Below are 16,649 nucleotides of genomic sequence, written 5' to 3' on the forward strand. Positions count from 1 at the left end.
ATTAATTAGACAATGTGATAAATATTTATCACATTGTCTAATTATCAAATTATTTACTCTTTTACGCGTTCCATATAAGAACCTGATGCTGTATCGATTTTAATTTTATCTCCTTCATTTATAAATAAAGGTACATTTATGGTCGCCCCCGTTTCAACTGTTGCTGATTTAGTAGCGTTCGTAGCCGTATTTCCTTTAATTCCTGGCTCTGCATAAGTAACTTCCAGAATTACAGATGATGGCATATCTACAGAAAGAGGTAAGTCAGTTTCGGTATTGATACTTACCATTACACTTTCACCTTCTTTTAATAAATCTGGTGAATCTAAAATGTTTTTGTTCAAAGATATTTGTTCGAAAGTCTCTGTATTCATAAAATGAAAATCATCTCCTTCTGGATATAAATATTGAAATTTATGGTTTTCTACTCGTACTTCTTCAATTTTATGACCCGCAGAAAACGTATTGTCTAATACTTTACCATTACTTAAACTTCTAAGTTTTGTTCTAACAAAAGCAGGTCCTTTTCCTGGTTTAACGTGAAGAAATTCTATGATTTTGTATATGTCATTATTGTACTTAATGCATAATCCGTTTTTGATGTCTGATGTAGATGCCATTTTTTTTGCTTTTGGCTATTAGCTTTTGGCTATTAGCAATTTATATTAAATTATTTATTTTTAGGCTAAAGCCTTAATGCCAAGAGACAAGATGTCTTTTTTTTAGTAATTCCCTGTATATCCTTTCATGACTCCACGCGATGAGTTTCTGATAAAATCCAGTATTTCGTCACGTTCTGGAGTTGCTTCCATTTCTGCTTCAATAATTCCTATAGCTTGTGTTGTATTATAGTTTTTTTGATATAAAATTCTATAAATATCTTGAATTTCTTTGATTTTCTCCGTTGTAAAACCTCTTCTTCTAAGACCAACTGAATTGATTCCTACGTAAGACAAAGGTTCTTTTGCTGCTTTTGTAAAAGGAGGGACATCTTTACGAACTAATGAACCGCCTGATATCATTGCATGATCGCCAATATGAATGAATTGATGGATTGCAGCCAAACCTCCGATTACGGCAAATTTCCCAACAGTAACATGCCCTGCTAATGCAACACCGTTCACTATTATAGCATTATCACCAATATGACAATCGTGCGCAATATGTGCCGTAGCCATTATCAAACAGTTATTACCTAAAGTAGTCTGACCAGACGCAATGGTACCTCTATTGATAGTTACACATTCTCTAATTGTACAATTGTCGCCAATTATGGCTAAAGAATCTTCGCCTCCAAATTTTAAATCTTGTGGTACGGCAGAAATAACCGCTCCTGGAAAGATATTACAATTCTTTCCAATTCTTGCGCCTTCCATAATGGTGACATTAGATCCTATCCAAGTACCATCTCCAATAACTACATTATTGTGGATGGTTGTAAAAGGCTCGATGACAACATTTTTGGCGATTTTCGCGCCAGGATGAACATATGCTAAGGGTTGATTCATCTATTTTTTTTTATAATTTATATATATAAAACAAAAACCTTGAAATAGTATATTTCAGGGTTTTATTCTATTTCTAATTTACTGTTTTTTAGAGATTTGAGCCATTAACTCAGCTTCTGCAACTAACTTCCCATTAGCATAAGCATTCGCTTGCATATGACAAATTCCTCTACGTATTGGTGTAATCAAATCACACTTAAAAATAAGGGTATCACCAGGTAAAACCTTTTGTTTAAACTTAACATTATCAATTTTCATGAAATAAGTCAAATAATTTTCAGGATCTGGAACCGTACTTAGCACTAAAATCCCTCCGGTTTGAGCCATTGCTTCCACAATTAATACTCCTGGCATTACTGGGGCTTCTGGGAAATGTCCAACAAAGAAATTTTCATTCATCGTAACATTTTTCATTCCTACTACGTGACTTTCAGACATTTCTATGATTCTGTCAATCAATAAAAATGGAGGTCTGTGAGGAAGAACAGCCATAATTTTATGAATATCCATCAGTGGCTCTAGGTTTAAATCATAAACAGGAACGTAATTTCTCTGTTCGATTTTTATGATTTTAGCCATTTTTTTAGCAAATTGAGTATTTACAAAATGTCCTGGCTTGTTGGCGATAACTTTACCTTGTATTTTTGTTCCAATTAGAGCTAAATCACCCACTACGTCAAGTAGTTTATGTCTTGCCGCTTCATTAGGATAATGCAATGTAAGATTATCTAATATCCCGTTTGATTTCACATTGATTGTCTCTTTTCCAAAAGCAGTTTTCAAATTTTCCATTGTGGCCGCAGATATTTCTTTATCTACATAGACAATAGCGTTATTTAAATCGCCGCCTTTAATCAAACCATTTTCTAATAACGATTCCAATTCATGCAAAAAACTAAATGTTCTCGATTCTGATATCTCTTTTTTAAATTCAGAAACATCTTTCATAGTCGCATTTTGAGTACCTAAAATTTTAGTTCCAAAATCTACCATGGTAGTAACACAATAATGATCACTTGGCATGATTAAAATTTCGCTTCCACTTTCCTCATCGATAAATGAAATAACTTCCTTTACCACATAAACATTACGTTTTGTATTTTGTTCTTCAACTCCTGCTTTTTCAAGTGCTTCAACAAAATATTTAGACGAACCATCCATTATAGGTAGCTCTGAAGCATTTAATTCTACAATAACATTGTCTAAATCACAACCCACTAGAGCCGCTAACACATGTTCTGGGGTTTGTATTTTTACTCCTAGTTTTTCTAAATTTGTTCCTCGCTGTGTATTAACGACATAATTTGCATCAGCCTCAACAACAGGGTGTCCTTCTAAATCTACTCTGACAAAAGTGAAACCATTATTTATCGGAGCAGGTTTGAAAGTCATTGTAACTTCTTTACCTGTGTGCAATCCAACTCCTGTTAGCGAGATTTCTGTCTTTATAGTCTTCTGTTTAACCATTATTCCCGTTTTTTTGGTTTAATATTTGTTTTTTTAATTCTTCTAATTCTGCGACAATTCTGGGTAAATTCTTAAAGTGTACATACGATTTACTATAATCATTGTACCCAAATGTTGGACTTCCCTGCAAAATTTCATCATTCTTGATGTTTCTTGCTACACCAGATTGTGCTTGTATCCGAACATTATTCCCTATAATCAAATGTCCTGATATACCGACCTGACCGCCAATCATTGCGTTTTTACCAATTTTAGTCGAACCAGCAACACCAGTTTGAGCTGCAATTACAGTGTTCTCCCCTATTTCTACATTATGAGCAATCTGAATTTGATTATCCAGTTTTACTCCTTTTCGTATAATTGTAGAACCCATTGTAGCCCTGTCAATCGTGGTACAAGCACCGATATCTACGTTGTCCTCTATAACAACATTACCTATCTGCGGAATCTTTTTAAAAGTCCCATCAGGATTTGGCGCAAAGCCAAAACCGTCCGCTCCTATTACTGAGCCAGAATGTATGGCACAATTATTTCCAATTACCGTTTGCTCATAAATTTGAGTGCCGGCAAAAATAGTGACATTATTTCCAATGACAACATTATCACCAATAAAACAATTGGGATAAATTTTGACATTATCACCTAAAACGACATTTGATCCTACATAACTGAAACTACCTAAATATAAGTTAGTCCCATATTTGCTGTTTTCTGCTATGACGGAGGGCTGTTCTATTCCACTCTTGCTTCCTTTTGCTTGATCATAAAACTCTAATAATTTAGAAAAAGCTAAATAAGCATCGTCTACTTTTATCATTGTGGTCTTCAATTCTGACTCAGGAGTAAAGCTTCTATTTACAATCGTGATTGTAGCCTCAGTATTGTAAATATAGTTATTGTATTTGGGATTTGATAAAAAAGTAAGTGAACCTTCCTTTCCTTCTTCAATCTTGGATAACTCATGTACTTCAGCATTGGGGTTCCCAACAACTTCTCCATCTAATATTCCCGCTATTTGTTCTGCTGTAAATTTCATTGGCACAAAAATATAAAAAAATAGATTTTAAATGTTCATTTCCACAAGTTGTTTTGGGAAACAGATATAATATTTGGTCACAGATTTAGATAATGATTTTAAATTCAGCTGATCAGATGATTCAATAACATCCTCGACAGTCTTATCTTTTTTCAATATTCGAATCGGTTCCGCCTCCTTGCTATATGCTTGGTTTTTTATTTTTCCTTTAAAAATAAAATAATTAGTTTCCAGTAAACTGATATTGTTTTCCAAAGCAAATCGCTCTTTTAAAGGCTGTAAGTCTTCCGAGGGCACTTTTTCACTGGTTAATTTTATTTTCAATAAATCTCTATTAATAATCATTTTACTCAAAGAAGACAAAATAAAATCGTCATGACGTTGCCATCCTTTTAAAGCACTGATAATATCAAAATCATCAAGTTGAGCAAATAAATCTAAGGTCTCTGCATCAAATGTATCCATAGTAACTTTATGTTGTAGAAAATACTGCAAAGGTTCACTACAAGGTAAAACCACTCCTTTCAATGTTAATTCTTTAGCACGTTTCAGGATTCGGGTCAAAATTAATTCGGCCACTAAACTGGTTTTATGCAAATATGCTTGCCAATACATTAGTCGTCTGGACATCAAAAATTTCTCAACAGAGTAAATTCCTTTTTCTTCGATAACCAAAACATCATCTACGACATTCATCATTTGAATCAATCGCTCTGAGTTTACATTTCCTTCTGCAACACCCGAATAAAAGCTATCGCGTTTTAGATAATCCATACGATCCATATCGAGTTGACTGGAAATCAGCTGTAGCATAAACAAGCGATGGTATTCGCCTTTAAAGACCTGAATGGCCAAATCTAATTGTCCATCAAATGCTGCGTTTAATTGATGCATAAATAATAGTGAGATTTCCTCATGATGTACATCTTCTACAATGCTTCTTTCCATTGCATGAGAAAAGGGCCCGTGTCCAATATCATGTAATAAAATGGCGATATACAGCGCGTTTTCTTCCTCTTTTGAAATTTCAATGCCCTTAAAACGCAATACATCAACTGCTTTTTGCATGAGATGCATACATCCCAAAGCATGATGAAACCGCGTGTGATTAGCTCCAGGATATACTAGATAGGACAATCCCATTTGGGAAATACGTCTTAGTCGTTGAAAATAAGGATGTTGTATTAAATCGTAAATTAAAGCGTTGGGGATGGTAATAAACCCATAAATGGGATCATTAAATATTTTTAGCTTATTGATTTGACTCACTATAAGTTTGTTTTTAGGTTAACAAATATAGGTAAAATAGATTTTACTTATTAAAGTGTTTTTTGTAGCGCTAATTATTGTCTAAAATATTTTTTTTCGAAGTGATTTCGAAGAATAAACCAGCTTTGATAAAATTAACATAAAATTAAGTTCGGTTAGTTCGGTGTATTACGAACCAATTGTATCTTTGCAAAAAAAAATATGAACGATTTACAAAAAGAAAAAGACGAAATCGTTGAGATATTCGGTATTCATTTTGAGTCTTTATTTAATATTTCACCTTTAGCGGCAAGAATTTTAGGATTGCTGATCATTGACGGATGCAAGTCGGGATTAACCTTTGAGAGTTTAGTCGAAAAATTATCTGCCAGCAAAAGCTCAATATCTACTAATTTAAATTTACTGCTAAAGATGGAGAAAATATTCTATTTCACGATAGCTGGTGATAGAAAGAAATATTTTAAAGCAGCTCCTTTAAGTGAACGTCTTTTGAATTATAAAAAAATGCTCGAGTCAGAAAAATTTGTCATTGATAAAATGCTTCTCTATCGTGAAAAAACAATTTCCTGTGCAGAAGAAAAATGCAATCTGGAAAATGTGAAAGCCTATAAAAATCACATTATGGAAGTGGAAGAATTGCTTGTAAAAACTATAGATAAATTTAAACTAATAGAAATCAATAATAATAATAATAATAACCAATAATTACTAAAATTCAATCAAAATGAAAAAAATTTCATTATCCATAATAGCTTCTTTACTATTACTTTCTTCCTGTGGAAAGAAGGAAGAAAAGTTACCAATACAGGGACCAGCTCCTTTTGCGGTACAAGAAATAGTAATGCAGGATGCGACAGTATACCAAGAGTTTACCGCTAATCTTGAAGGACAACAAAATGTCGAAATCAGACCTAAAGTAAGCGGATTTATTCAAAAAGTATATGTTGATGAAGGTCAGGTGGTTAAAAAAGGGCAGCTTTTATTCAAATTAGAAACTCAAATGCTAAACCAAGACGCTTCGGCTGCAAAAGCAATGGTTTCAGCAGCGCAAGTTGAAGTGGATCGTTTAAAACCCCTTGTAGATCGAAATATCATCAGTAATGTACAATTGGCGACAGCCAAAGCCAAGTTAGCACAAGCAAAAAGTGCCTATGGAAGTATTGCTGCTAATATTGGGTATGGAACTATCTATTCTCCTGTAAATGGAGTTATTGGAAGTTTGCCCTTTAAAGAAGGTAGTCTAGTAAGTCCAACTGCCGAAATACCAATGACAACAGTATCTGACACGAAAATTGTTCGCGCGTACTTTTCAATGAATGAAAAACAAGTACTATATTTTAATAGAACTTTTAAAGGATCTACAACTGCCGAAAAGCTAAAAGTGGCTCCTCCGGTTAGCCTGATTTTAGTTGACAATTCGGAATACGATCAAAAAGGGAAAATTGCTACCATGAATGGATTAGTAAATTCCACTACGGGAACTACAGAGTTTAGAGCTGAATTTACTAATCCAGAAGGGCTTTTACGAAGCGGAAGTAGCGGAATCATTCGTTTACCAATCGTACAAAGCAATGTTATTTTGGTACCCCAAGTGGCTGTTTTTGAAGTACAGGGAAAACAAATTATATATGCTGTCGAACAAGGAAACAAGGTTAAATCAAGAATCATAGAAACCAATGGGACTTCTGGTTTGGATTACATTGTAACGAATGGTCTCGCCGCAGGGGACGTTGTAGTAATTGAGGGTGCTTCAAAACTAAAAGATGATATGGAAATTGTACCACAGCCTACTAAAAATGAGGTAATAGCAAATACTGCTACAACAAAGGCTACTGCTACAAAAACGACTACTAAAAAATAATTGCAAAGATGTTAAAAACTTTTATAGAGAGACCTGTACTCTCGACCGTAATCTCAATTCTCATTACCATTTTAGGTGTATTAGGATTGATGTCCTTACCCGTAGAACAATATCCCGAAATAGCACCGCCAACCGTACAGGTAACCGCCAATTATACTGGAGCCAACGCTGAAACGGTATTAAATAGTGTGGTAATTCCGCTGGAAGAAGAAATTAATGGTGTAGAAGGTATGACGTATATGACGTCTTCTGCAGCAAATGATGGTTCCGCTAAAATTTCTGTTTATTTTGCATTAGGGACTGATCCTGATATTGCGGCAGTAAACGTGCAAAATAGAGTAGCTAGAGCCACGAGTAAGTTGCCTACTGCAGTAGTACAAACTGGGGTTACCACAGTAAAAAGCCAAACTAGTGCTTTGATGTTCTTTGCATTATATTCTAAAAACAAAGCTTATGATGAAGTTTATATTCAGAATTATGCTAAAATCAACTTGGTACCCAAATTACAACGTGTAAAAGGAGTTGGTCAGGTAAATGTTTTTGGAGCCAAAGATTATTCGATGCGAATTTGGATTAATCCTGAAAAAATGGCTACTTATGGAATTGCTCCAAAAGATGTTCAAGCAGCCTTGCAAGAACAAAACGTGGAAGCTGCTCCAGGAAAATTTGGAGAGAATGCAGACGGAGTTTTTGAATATGTTATTAAATACAAAGGAAGACTTTCGGAAATAAAAGATTATGAGAATATCATTATCAAATCTACTGGAAACGGAAATTTCTTAAGAATTAAAGATGTAGCCACTGTCGAATTAGGCGGTTTCAATTATGGAACTAAGAATATCGCCATGGGCAAAGAAGGGGTTGTAGTAGGAGTTTTTCAAACTTCTGGTTCCAATGCCCAAGATATTACCACAGAGATCATGAGTATCTTAGAGGAGTCAAAAGTAGATTTCCCGTCTGGCGTAGACTATATTATTCCTTTTAACACTAAAACATTTCTGGATGCTTCTATCGACAAAGTAATACACACTTTAATCGAGGCTTTTCTATTGGTTTTTCTAGTTGTTTATTTATTCTTACAAGATTTTAGATCCACTTTAATTCCCGCTATTGCTGTACCAGTAGCTATTATTGGTACTTTTTTCTTCCTGCAAATATTTGGGTTCTCTATCAATATGCTAACGTTGTTTGCAATGATTTTGGCCATTGGTATTGTCGTCGATGATGCCATTGTCGTCGTCGAGGCAGTGCATGCTAAGCTGGATGAAGGCGCAAAATCAGGGAAAGAAGCTACGATTTCTGCGATGAATGAAATTACAGGAGCCATTGTTTCTATTACATTAGTAATGGCGGCAGTATTTATTCCAGTATCGTTCTTAAGCGGACCATCGGGAGTATTTTACCAACAATTTGCTATTACTTTAGCGATTGCTATTTTAATTTCGGCGGTAAATGCCTTGACTTTAAGTCCTGCTTTGTGTGCATTGCTATTAAAACCGCATCCTGACTCTGACCATCATGATGCTAATTTTAAAGACCGTTTTTTCATTGCTTTCAACTCTAGTTTTGATCGAATGAATGCTAAATATGTGAAATCTCTTGGTTTCTTAGCTGCAAAAAAATGGATTACTGTTATTGGTTTAGTAGTTTTTACTGGGATTACGATTTTGTTGTTCCAAACTACTCCTTCTGGATTTATTCCAAATGAAGATAGAGGAATCATCATGGCCGATTTAACACTTCCTCCTGGAACTACTTTGGAGAAGACTAAAAAGACCGTACAAGAATTGGATTCCATCATTGCTTCGATGGATATTGTTGAGGCCCGAATGAATATCGTAGGCTATAGCTTGCTAAACGGCGTAAATGGAGGTTCATATGCGTTTTCAGTAATTAAATTGAAAGACTGGAGCGAACGTACCGAAGCCAATCAATCTGTAGATGCTGTGGTTGGCCAATTGTTTGCCAAAACAGCCGGTTTAAAGGAGGGTCGTGCCTTATTCTTTACACCTCCAAGTGTACAAGGTTTTGGTAGTGCCGATGGTTTTGAATTGAAAGTACAAGACAAAGGAGATGATGATTGGGCAACCGTTAGTAAAGTGACAAACGAATTCTTAGGAGAGTTGATGAAACGTCCTGAAGTTCAATATGCCATTACTAATTTCAATCCTACTTTCCCACAATATCAAATGGATATTAGTATAGAAAGAGCAAAGGATGCTGGAGTAGCTATCTCTGACATATTTAATACCATGCAAGGCTATTATGGTGGATTGTATACAACGGATTTCAACAAGTTTGGAAAACAATACCGAGTAATGATTCAAGCAAAACCGGAAGACAGGGCAAACCTTGAATCGATTAACAATATTTATGTTAAAAATGGAGCCGGTCAAAAAGTGGCAATCAGTCAGTTTGTAGATTTTAAAAGAATATACGGTCCTGAGGCTGCTGCTCGTTTTAACATGCTAAAAGCCGTTAATATTAACGGTAAAGCAAACGCTGGATTTAGTTCTGGTGATGCTATTAAAGCGGTTCAAGAAGTAGCAGCACAACATTTACCAAAATCATATACCTATGAATTCTCAGGAATGACACGTGAAGAGATTCTTGCAGGGAACCAAGCTCTTGGGGTATTCTTATTAAGTTTAATCTTTGTTTACTTCTTATTAAGTGCGCAGTACGAAAGTTATTTAGTACCATTATCAGTATTACTTTCACTTCCTGTAGGTATTGCTGGTGCTATCGGTTTTGTAAAACTCGCAGGATTAGAAAATAATATCTATTTCCAGGTGGCTCTAATCATGTTGATTGGACTACTCGCCAAAAATGCGATTTTGATTGTGGAGTTTGCTATACAAAGGCGACGAAACGGAATGGACTTGACACAAGCGGCTATTGAAGGTGCAAAAGCACGTTTACGTCCTATCCTGATGACTTCGTTGGCATTTATCTTCGGGTTAATGCCATTGGCACTAGCCTCTGGAGTTGGCGCTGTAGGAAACCGTTCTATTGGTATGGGTGCTGTTGGAGGAATGCTTATCGGAACTATTTTTGGAGTTTTTGTTATTCCAATTTTGTTTGTAATCTTTCAAGGATTACAAGAACGTATCTCTGGAAAGCCAGTAGATACTAAAGAATCAAATGTTGCACTTTTAGAAGAAGAAAATGAAAAATAAAATATATAGAGTCGCGCTTTTAGGACTAACAGCAACTGTAATGCAATCGTGTTTTGTTGCCAAAGACTATAAAAGACCCGAATTAAAAACAGCTGATTTGTATCGTAATGAAGTGGTGTCGACTGACACTACTTCATTAGCAAATGTATCCTGGGATAAAATTTTTACTGACCCGCTTTTGCAAGGCTATATTTCAAAAGGCTTACAGAATAATTTGGATATCCGCATTGCTATGCAAAATATTGTGGCAGCACAGGCAACGATGAAACAAGGAAAATCAGGCTACTTTCCTAGCCTGTCTGTAGGAACAGACTGGACTCATCAAGAATTGTCTAAAAACAGTCAGTTTGGAGCTTTTTTGGCAGACCGTAGTACGAATCAATATCAATTGTCAGGAAATCTTTCTTGGGAAGCGGACATCTGGGGGAAAATAAGAAGCAATAAACGCGCTACTAATGCTGCTTATCTACAAACAACGGCAGTAAATCAAGCGATAAAAACACAATTAATTGCAAATATCGCGACCGTTTATTATCAATTGCTTTCAGTAGATGCACAAATAAAAGTAGCTGAGGAAACTTTAATCAACAGGGATAAAAGTGTCGAAACTATTATTGCACTTAAAAAAGCTGGGAATGTTACTGAAGTTGGGGTCAAACAAACAGAAGCTCAAAAATATGCTACTCAAATCATCATTGCTGATTTGAAGAATAACATCATTATCCTGGAGAATACGATGAGTATACTTCTTGGAGAACCTTCGGCTAAAATTGAACGTAATACTTTTGAATCTCAGTCTATGCAACCAGCAATTACCTTAGGGGTTCCTGCCAGTTTGTTGAGAAACAGACCAGACGTGATTGCAGCAGAATATAATTTGATTACTAATTTTGAAATGACAAATGTAGCCAAAAGTGGATTTTATCCAACCTTAAAGGTTACCGCTTCAGGAGGATTTCAAAGTATTGATTTGAAAGAATGGTTTAGTGCTAATTCTATCTTTGCTAATGTAATTACGGGTTTAACACAACCTATTTTCAATCAAAGACAAGTAAAAACGAAGTTTGAAATAGCGAAAGCAAATCAAGAGAAAGCGTATTTACAGTTTGAACAATCACTGCTTACTGCTGGTAAAGAAGTTTCGGATGCACTGGCACAGTACAATAATGAGACCTATAAAATTACAATTCGTACAAAACAGGCAGATGCACTTAAAAAAGCATCTAATTACTCCGATGAATTGTTAACCTATGGCTTAGCAAATTATCTCGAAGTATTAACATCTAAAAATGATGCTTTAAATGCTGAATTAAGTTTAGTAGACAACAAGTTCCAACAATACAAAGCGGTAATTCAATTGTACAAAGCCCTTGGTGGGGGATGGCAATAAAGGATTTCGAATAAAAATATAATAAGTTGTTAATTCAAAAAAAGCCACTGAGTATCGTACTTAGTGGCTTTTTTGCGTTTTGTAAAAGCTTTTGACTGATTTCTATTCTTAAAGTATAAAAATAATGCAAAAGGTTATTTGTAAAACATTGATTTAAATTGATTTCAAAGGCAGTTCATTTCCATATATAGCTCTATCTACGGATGCATTAGACCAACATTATATTTTTCAGATAAAAATTTTGCAATCAAAGTAGTAGAATTTATGAACAGAACGTCCTCGTAAGCTGTAAAATAGCTAACATCTATATTATGAGTTTCCTCTTTTGAAATGATAACTACAGGACTACCCTGGTTCTCTTCTCCTATTAATGCTACAATTTTCCTTCTGGGTGTCGTGAAGTCTACATAAACGATGTCTAATTCCTTTCTAAGATCTGGATAATAGCTTAGAATACCTTCAATAATAGCACAGTCTGGACAATAATAGAGCGTTCCCTTCTTATCTGCTTTTGGGTCAATAAAATTTGGCTTTAATAAAAATAATTGAATCATAATATTTTTTTATTTTTTATATTTTTTAAATCAGCGGAAGGCGATATTTGTTGTCTTATTTCCTATTCAAATTAAATACTTCTTTGCCACGCTGCCCTGCTGATAAAACGCATGTATTAGCTCCAAAATTATATTTTTTTTCGAAAAAAATGATGAGTTTAAACAAAGTAATCAAATATTCCAAGTGTTAGCAAATAGCCCAATACTGCTCCGCCCAAAACAATAATTGCACTGTTTACTTTTTTGTAATTAAACACAATTACAACACTCACTATGGCTATTAAAATCGTTCGCCAGTCTGTGATCGTTTCCTTACCCAATTCATAACAAATGGAGACGATTATAGCGATAGAGGCCACGTTTACGGCATCCAAAAATACAGCAAAAGACTTCGAATTCCTCATCTTTTTTACCAAAGGATTTAATAATGCTACAAACACAAATGAAGGTAAAAATATCGCCAGCGTTGCAATGAGTGCGCCGGGTATTCCATTGATTTGATAACCCACAAAAGTCACAGAGGAGAAAACGGGTCCCGGTGTGAATTGTCCCACCGCAATGGCATCTATCAATTGGGTTCGTGTCAGCAATCCTTTGGCTACCAATTCGGCATCCAAAAAAGCAAAAAGTACATAGCCACTGCCATATAAGATTGCTCCTATTTTTAAGAAAATTAGAAATAAATTAAAATTTGTAGGTGCAAGTAAAGCCGTTTTAGAAACCGGAACTAGTGTGAGCGAAATCCAGCTGTTCCCTTTTACATTCGAATTGGGTTCGGTTAATGAATTCCAAAACAACGCTAGGAATCCGGCACCAAAAAGTAGTGCAATTTCATTGAACTGCAACAGCGAAAGCAGTAAAATAATACTACCTATAACTCCTAACCGAATCGTCTTCAAGGATTTTTTTGCCAAAGGAAAAATGGCACCCAGAATAATCGCAATTATCGCGGGTTTTATGCCATACAAAAAAGGTTGTATTTCAGGTAACTGACCGTATTCTTTATAAAGCCAGGCAAAGATTCCTGTTAAGATAACGGCTGGGACAATAAAACACATGCCCGCAACAATAAGTCCCTTCCACCCTGCCCTTTCATGACCAATATGAATTGCCATTTCGGTACTATTAGGCCCTGGAATTAAATTAGTAGCCCCTATTAAATCTAAAAAATGCTGTTCCTCAAGCCACTTTTTTTTAACAACTACTTCCTCTCGCATCAGAGAGATGTGCGCGGCTGGACCACCAAAACCTATAATTCCTAACTTTAAAAAAAGTGCAGCTACTTCTTTTAATTTTTGTTTTTCATTCATTACGATCGCTCGTTTATTATTTTATTTATGATGGGTCAGTTATTTTTTTTTAAGTTTTATCGGTATCCCAATTTCCTCTTCGGAATCAGGATCGTCATTTTTATATTTAGCACCATAAATTTCAAAATGAGGTCTGTAATCTATAATATATTCTGAACTAGGCAACCAGGAAGCAAAAATATATTCAAATGCAACTGGAACGCCACTCGCATCGCCTTTGTAATTAAAAACAGTATAAAGTCTGCTGTTGATTGTAAAAGATTCCATATTGTTAGGAATTCTTTTAAAACCAGTGACCGCTATCGCAGCCCAATATTCAAAGGAGTCATGGGATTTGTGCTGAGCCGTCTGTGTTACGTTTTTGGTTGCACAGACTTTCAGTTTTCTACAAATTAGTACTCTTTGTTTTTATAACGCTAATTTATAAAGTAGCACCTCTTCTGTATCGTCTGTAAGTTTAATTTTTTTCTCAAACTTAAGTCCTAGTTTCATCAATAATTTTTGAGATCCGGTATTTTTTTCTGAGGTGATCGCACTAATTTCTGTTAAATTAAAGTCAGTAAAAGCGGCTTCTTTTAGCGTATTGGCGCTTTCAAAACCGTATCCTTTATTTTCATATTTTGGAAGAAAAGCAAACCCAATATCTATACCTTCCAGACCCTCCCGATCGTAAAGTCCGCAGAAACCTATTTTTGCATCATCAAATTTTCTAGTGACCGTAAAATTCCCAAAACCATTTTTTTGGATTGATGGAACGATCTTAGTTTCTATATATACTTCGGCATCTTCGATGCTATTTAATTTTCTATCTCCAATAAACTCTAGCCATTTTGGAGAGTTGAATACTTCTAAAATTAATGCTGCATCTTCTGCAGTGGTGGGTGTTAGAAATAGTCGGTTTGTTTCAAATGTTTTCAATTCGTTTGGTTTTAAAATTCAAATTGTGTGTTTTTACCTAAAAATTCCGATCCTCTTTTCCGAAATTTACAAAAGTAAATATACTACAATTGTCCTACAAAAAATAGGTATTTATACGCGAATTTTTAAGAATTTTGCTATTAAGGATTATAGAACAACAACGATTCTCCTTCTAGTGCTCTAAAAACTACTTCTTTGTCAAAACATTTTTTGTTCCGCCCTGAATGATGGTCATTTGATTTGCTGTTGGATTAAACTCCAATACAATTCCAGCTGCTCTAAATTCGAATGTGTCTTTTTTAATAGCGTCCAACGGAAAAGCGCCTTGTCCCGTTGCTTGCGCCATCAATTTCGCATCATCCTTTTTAACAGTAATAGCTAATGGAAATGCAGTACTTGCGTATACTCCTAAATATTGATCTAAATCTTCTGTCTTTAGGTCTAAAGTGGTAAACGTGGGAATTTCAAATTTTCTATTATAATAGCTCGATAAAATGGCGATGACAATGTCGTTATTCCCATAATTAATCCCATTTGAAGTGATAGCAATACTCAGTTTACTCTCTGGGAAATATGATAATGCCGAGCGAAATCCATCGATTCCTCCAGTATGTCCGTATCCTATTTTATCATAAAACGGCACCTGAAAAATCCCCATTCCGTATTTATCTTGGATTGTTTTCATTTGTTCCAATGAAGCTGCAGAAATCAATTTTCCAGTAAATAATCCATCAATAAACTGTGTTAGATCAGTTGGGGTTGATACCATCCCTCCTGCACCCATTGGGATTGAGGTGTTAGTTTCTATTTCCTTGTTCCATTTGTCTGTATAGCTGTAGGAATAACATTCGTTGTTAGCGATACTTATTTTACCTCCAAAATAAGTGTTTTTTAAATCTAATGGCTTCACAATTTTTGTTTGCACCAATGCGGCATAAGGCTTTTTGTAGACTTCCTCTAGAATATAACTCAACAACACATAATTAGAGTTGCTGTATTCTCCTGTACTGTTAGGTTCAAAAACACTTTTACCGTTGGCAATGATAGCAACCATTTCTTTGGCAGTTTTGGCTGTTGCGCTGTAGGACATATACTCAGGAGCGTTGGTGAAATTATAAATCCCACTGCGGTGGTTTAATAAATTGCCAATAGTAATTTTAGCAGCATTTTCAATAGTTGGAAAATAGCCTTCAATAGTTTGATTCAGGCTTAATTTCTTTTCCTCGATGGCTTTAAAAACTAAGGCCGAGGTAAACATTTTAGAGATGGAACCAATTCTATATTTGGTAGAAATGGTTGTTGTTTTATTACTTGCCATATCATCTTTTCCTATGGCATTCGTATAGATAATTTTCCCGTTCTCAGATACGGCAACGCTTCCCATATACTTGTCTTTGGACTCCAAAACCTGAAACAGACTATCAATTTTAGCTTTATTGAAGTTTTGAGCAAATGTGGGAATGGAAACAAGTAGAACTAAAAAGACAAGGATTTTTTTCATATTGTATTTATTTATAATGGTTTGCGTATTGGTGAAGTAAAAATAGGTAAAACTTCTTTTTGTTGACATTCTTTATGAGTACACTTCCGAAGTTTCGGAAGCAATCTTGCACCAGCTTTAAGTTTGTAAATCTAACTGGTATAAATAAACACAATTAATACCCCATGCTGTCATTAGGACAAAGGAGAAATCTCCGCGTGCTTTGCGGTTACATATCGCAGCGTTAGGAGTTTATTTCTTGATACTCTTTTCCGCATTTCTAATGTCTAGGTAAGACTTCATAAACAACACTGCTATTGCCATTCTAAACAATCGATAAACCCAAATATTAACTTCCCAGAAGAAAATTTTTTGTGTCTTTTCGATATCAAATAAGGAGTCAATAAAAGATATTAAAAATAAAATAGCCAATGCTAAATAAACGTTTTTGTGCATTTTCATATTAAAATTATTAGGTATTTTTTGTTACTATTGTTTTAGTGTCAACTTTGCAGTTGACATTCTTTGCAGGTACAAGCGAGACGCTTGCGCTAGCGGGAGTTCCGTTCAACCGCGGTTTCATTGTTGGCTTTTCAAGCCCAACGAGCATCTATGTAAAAGCAGTAAATTGAGCCTCAAAATAATTACTAACTGCAGTACAGTTTTGGCTGTCTGCT

General features: G+C 35.1%; 15 protein-coding genes. 4 read left to right on the forward strand and 11 right to left on the reverse strand.

What is annotated here, in order from left to right; genetic code table 11:
* Positions 1 to 53 precede the first annotated feature (53 nt).
* The 5 genes from efp to AC4PRO_RS13665 form a co-directional block, all read right to left on the reverse strand.
* Positions 54 to 620: an elongation factor P gene (gene efp, locus AC4PRO_RS13645; RefSeq protein WP_492117716.1), complete on the reverse strand. Its 567-nt coding sequence runs from the start codon at positions 618 to 620 to the stop codon at positions 54 to 56.
* A gap of 102 nt (positions 621 to 722) precedes the next feature.
* Positions 723 to 1,508, reverse strand: a complete 786-nt coding sequence (lpxA, locus tag AC4PRO_RS13650) for an acyl-ACP--UDP-N-acetylglucosamine O-acyltransferase (RefSeq protein WP_492117717.1) — start codon at positions 1,506 to 1,508, stop codon at positions 723 to 725.
* A gap of 78 nt (positions 1,509 to 1,586) precedes the next feature.
* Positions 1,587 to 2,975 carry a bifunctional UDP-3-O-[3-hydroxymyristoyl] N-acetylglucosamine deacetylase/3-hydroxyacyl-ACP dehydratase gene (locus AC4PRO_RS13655; RefSeq protein WP_492117718.1) on the reverse strand — a complete coding sequence of 463 codons (1,389 nt, stop codon included), beginning with the start codon at positions 2,973 to 2,975 and terminating at the stop codon, positions 1,587 to 1,589.
* Positions 2,968 to 4,011, reverse strand: a complete 1,044-nt coding sequence (gene lpxD / locus AC4PRO_RS13660; RefSeq protein WP_074723240.1) for a UDP-3-O-(3-hydroxymyristoyl)glucosamine N-acyltransferase — start codon at positions 4,009 to 4,011, stop codon at positions 2,968 to 2,970. Before lpxD ends, AC4PRO_RS13655 begins: the two co-directional genes overlap by 8 nt.
* A gap of 27 nt (positions 4,012 to 4,038) precedes the next feature.
* Positions 4,039 to 5,280 (reverse strand): HD domain-containing protein, encoded by a 1,242-nt coding sequence (locus AC4PRO_RS13665; protein WP_492117719.1) that lies wholly within the window; start codon positions 5,278 to 5,280, stop codon positions 4,039 to 4,041.
* Positions 5,281 to 5,481: 201 nt separating this feature from the next.
* Between AC4PRO_RS13665 and AC4PRO_RS13670 the strand changes: the two genes are divergently transcribed.
* The 4 genes from AC4PRO_RS13670 to AC4PRO_RS13685 are packed head-to-tail and all read left to right on the forward strand — an operon-like array spanning position 5,482 to position 11,710.
* On the forward strand, positions 5,482 to 5,985 hold the full coding sequence (locus AC4PRO_RS13670) for a GbsR/MarR family transcriptional regulator (RefSeq protein ID WP_074723238.1): 504 nt from the start codon (positions 5,482 to 5,484) through the stop codon (positions 5,983 to 5,985).
* A gap of 19 nt (positions 5,986 to 6,004) precedes the next feature.
* On the forward strand, positions 6,005 to 7,141 hold the full coding sequence (locus AC4PRO_RS13675; protein ID WP_492117720.1) for an efflux RND transporter periplasmic adaptor subunit: 1,137 nt from the start codon (positions 6,005 to 6,007) through the stop codon (positions 7,139 to 7,141).
* 8 nt (positions 7,142 to 7,149) lie between these two features.
* Positions 7,150 to 10,320 (forward strand): efflux RND transporter permease subunit, encoded by a 3,171-nt coding sequence (locus AC4PRO_RS13680; RefSeq protein ID WP_492117721.1) that lies wholly within the window; start codon positions 7,150 to 7,152, stop codon positions 10,318 to 10,320.
* Complete coding sequence (locus tag AC4PRO_RS13685; RefSeq protein ID WP_074723235.1) at positions 10,310 to 11,710, forward strand: efflux transporter outer membrane subunit; 1,401 nt, start codon at positions 10,310 to 10,312, stop codon at positions 11,708 to 11,710. Before AC4PRO_RS13680 ends, AC4PRO_RS13685 begins: the two co-directional genes overlap by 11 nt.
* Before the next feature lie 197 nt (positions 11,711 to 11,907).
* On the opposite strand, the gene AC4PRO_RS13690 is transcribed toward AC4PRO_RS13685, so the two are convergent.
* The 6 genes from AC4PRO_RS13690 to AC4PRO_RS13715 all read right to left on the reverse strand — a co-directional run bounded on the left by AC4PRO_RS13690 (position 11,908) and on the right by AC4PRO_RS13715 (position 16,434).
* Entirely contained in the window at positions 11,908 to 12,264 is a 357-nt protein-coding gene (locus tag AC4PRO_RS13690) for a DUF3088 family protein (RefSeq protein ID WP_492117722.1), read from the reverse strand.
* 158 nt (positions 12,265 to 12,422) lie between these two features.
* On the reverse strand, positions 12,423 to 13,574 hold the full coding sequence (chrA, locus tag AC4PRO_RS13695) for a chromate efflux transporter (protein ID WP_492117723.1): 1,152 nt from the start codon (positions 13,572 to 13,574) through the stop codon (positions 12,423 to 12,425).
* A gap of 39 nt (positions 13,575 to 13,613) precedes the next feature.
* Positions 13,614 to 13,967 carry a GyrI-like domain-containing protein gene (locus AC4PRO_RS13700; protein ID WP_492117725.1) on the reverse strand — a complete coding sequence of 118 codons (354 nt, stop codon included), beginning with the start codon at positions 13,965 to 13,967 and terminating at the stop codon, positions 13,614 to 13,616.
* A 15-nt stretch (positions 13,968 to 13,982) separates the two neighbouring features.
* The gene (locus AC4PRO_RS13705) at positions 13,983 to 14,492 is read right to left on the reverse strand and encodes a GNAT family N-acetyltransferase (RefSeq protein WP_074723231.1); all 510 of its coding nucleotides are present in this window, start codon (positions 14,490 to 14,492) and stop codon (positions 13,983 to 13,985) included.
* A gap of 187 nt (positions 14,493 to 14,679) precedes the next feature.
* Complete coding sequence (locus AC4PRO_RS13710) at positions 14,680 to 15,993, reverse strand: serine hydrolase domain-containing protein (protein ID WP_492117724.1); 1,314 nt, start codon at positions 15,991 to 15,993, stop codon at positions 14,680 to 14,682.
* 231 nt (positions 15,994 to 16,224) lie between these two features.
* Positions 16,225 to 16,434, reverse strand: a complete 210-nt coding sequence (locus tag AC4PRO_RS13715) for a hypothetical protein (protein WP_074723230.1) — start codon at positions 16,432 to 16,434, stop codon at positions 16,225 to 16,227.
* Between the last annotated feature and the right edge of the window lie 215 nt (positions 16,435 to 16,649).

Source organism: Flavobacterium sp. DW-iso2, from assembly GCF_058725285.1.

Excerpts from the sequence above, each read along its gene's own strand:
- efp (WP_492117716.1), bottom strand. The coding sequence starts at position 620 with ATGGCATCTACATCAGACATCAAAAACGGATTATGCATTAAGTACAAT.
- lpxA (WP_492117717.1), bottom strand. The coding sequence starts at position 1,508 with ATGAATCAACCCTTAGCATATGTTCATCCTGGCGCGAAAATCGCCAAA.
- AC4PRO_RS13655 (WP_492117718.1), bottom strand. The coding sequence starts at position 2,975 with ATGGTTAAACAGAAGACTATAAAGACAGAAATCTCGCTAACAGGAGTT.
- lpxD (WP_074723240.1), bottom strand. The coding sequence starts at position 4,011 with ATGAAATTTACAGCAGAACAAATAGCGGGAATATTAGATGGAGAAGTT.
- AC4PRO_RS13670 (WP_074723238.1), top strand. The coding sequence starts at position 5,482 with ATGAACGATTTACAAAAAGAAAAAGACGAAATCGTTGAGATATTCGGT.
- AC4PRO_RS13675 (WP_492117720.1), top strand. The coding sequence starts at position 6,005 with ATGAAAAAAATTTCATTATCCATAATAGCTTCTTTACTATTACTTTCT.
- AC4PRO_RS13680 (WP_492117721.1), top strand. The coding sequence starts at position 7,150 with ATGTTAAAAACTTTTATAGAGAGACCTGTACTCTCGACCGTAATCTCA.
- AC4PRO_RS13685 (WP_074723235.1), top strand. The coding sequence starts at position 10,310 with ATGAAAAATAAAATATATAGAGTCGCGCTTTTAGGACTAACAGCAACT.
- AC4PRO_RS13690 (WP_492117722.1), bottom strand. The coding sequence starts at position 12,264 with ATGATTCAATTATTTTTATTAAAGCCAAATTTTATTGACCCAAAAGCA.
- chrA (WP_492117723.1), bottom strand. The coding sequence starts at position 13,574 with ATGAATGAAAAACAAAAATTAAAAGAAGTAGCTGCACTTTTTTTAAAG.
- AC4PRO_RS13710 (WP_492117724.1), bottom strand. The coding sequence starts at position 15,993 with ATGAAAAAAATCCTTGTCTTTTTAGTTCTACTTGTTTCCATTCCCACA.
- AC4PRO_RS13715 (WP_074723230.1), bottom strand. The coding sequence starts at position 16,434 with ATGAAAATGCACAAAAACGTTTATTTAGCATTGGCTATTTTATTTTTA.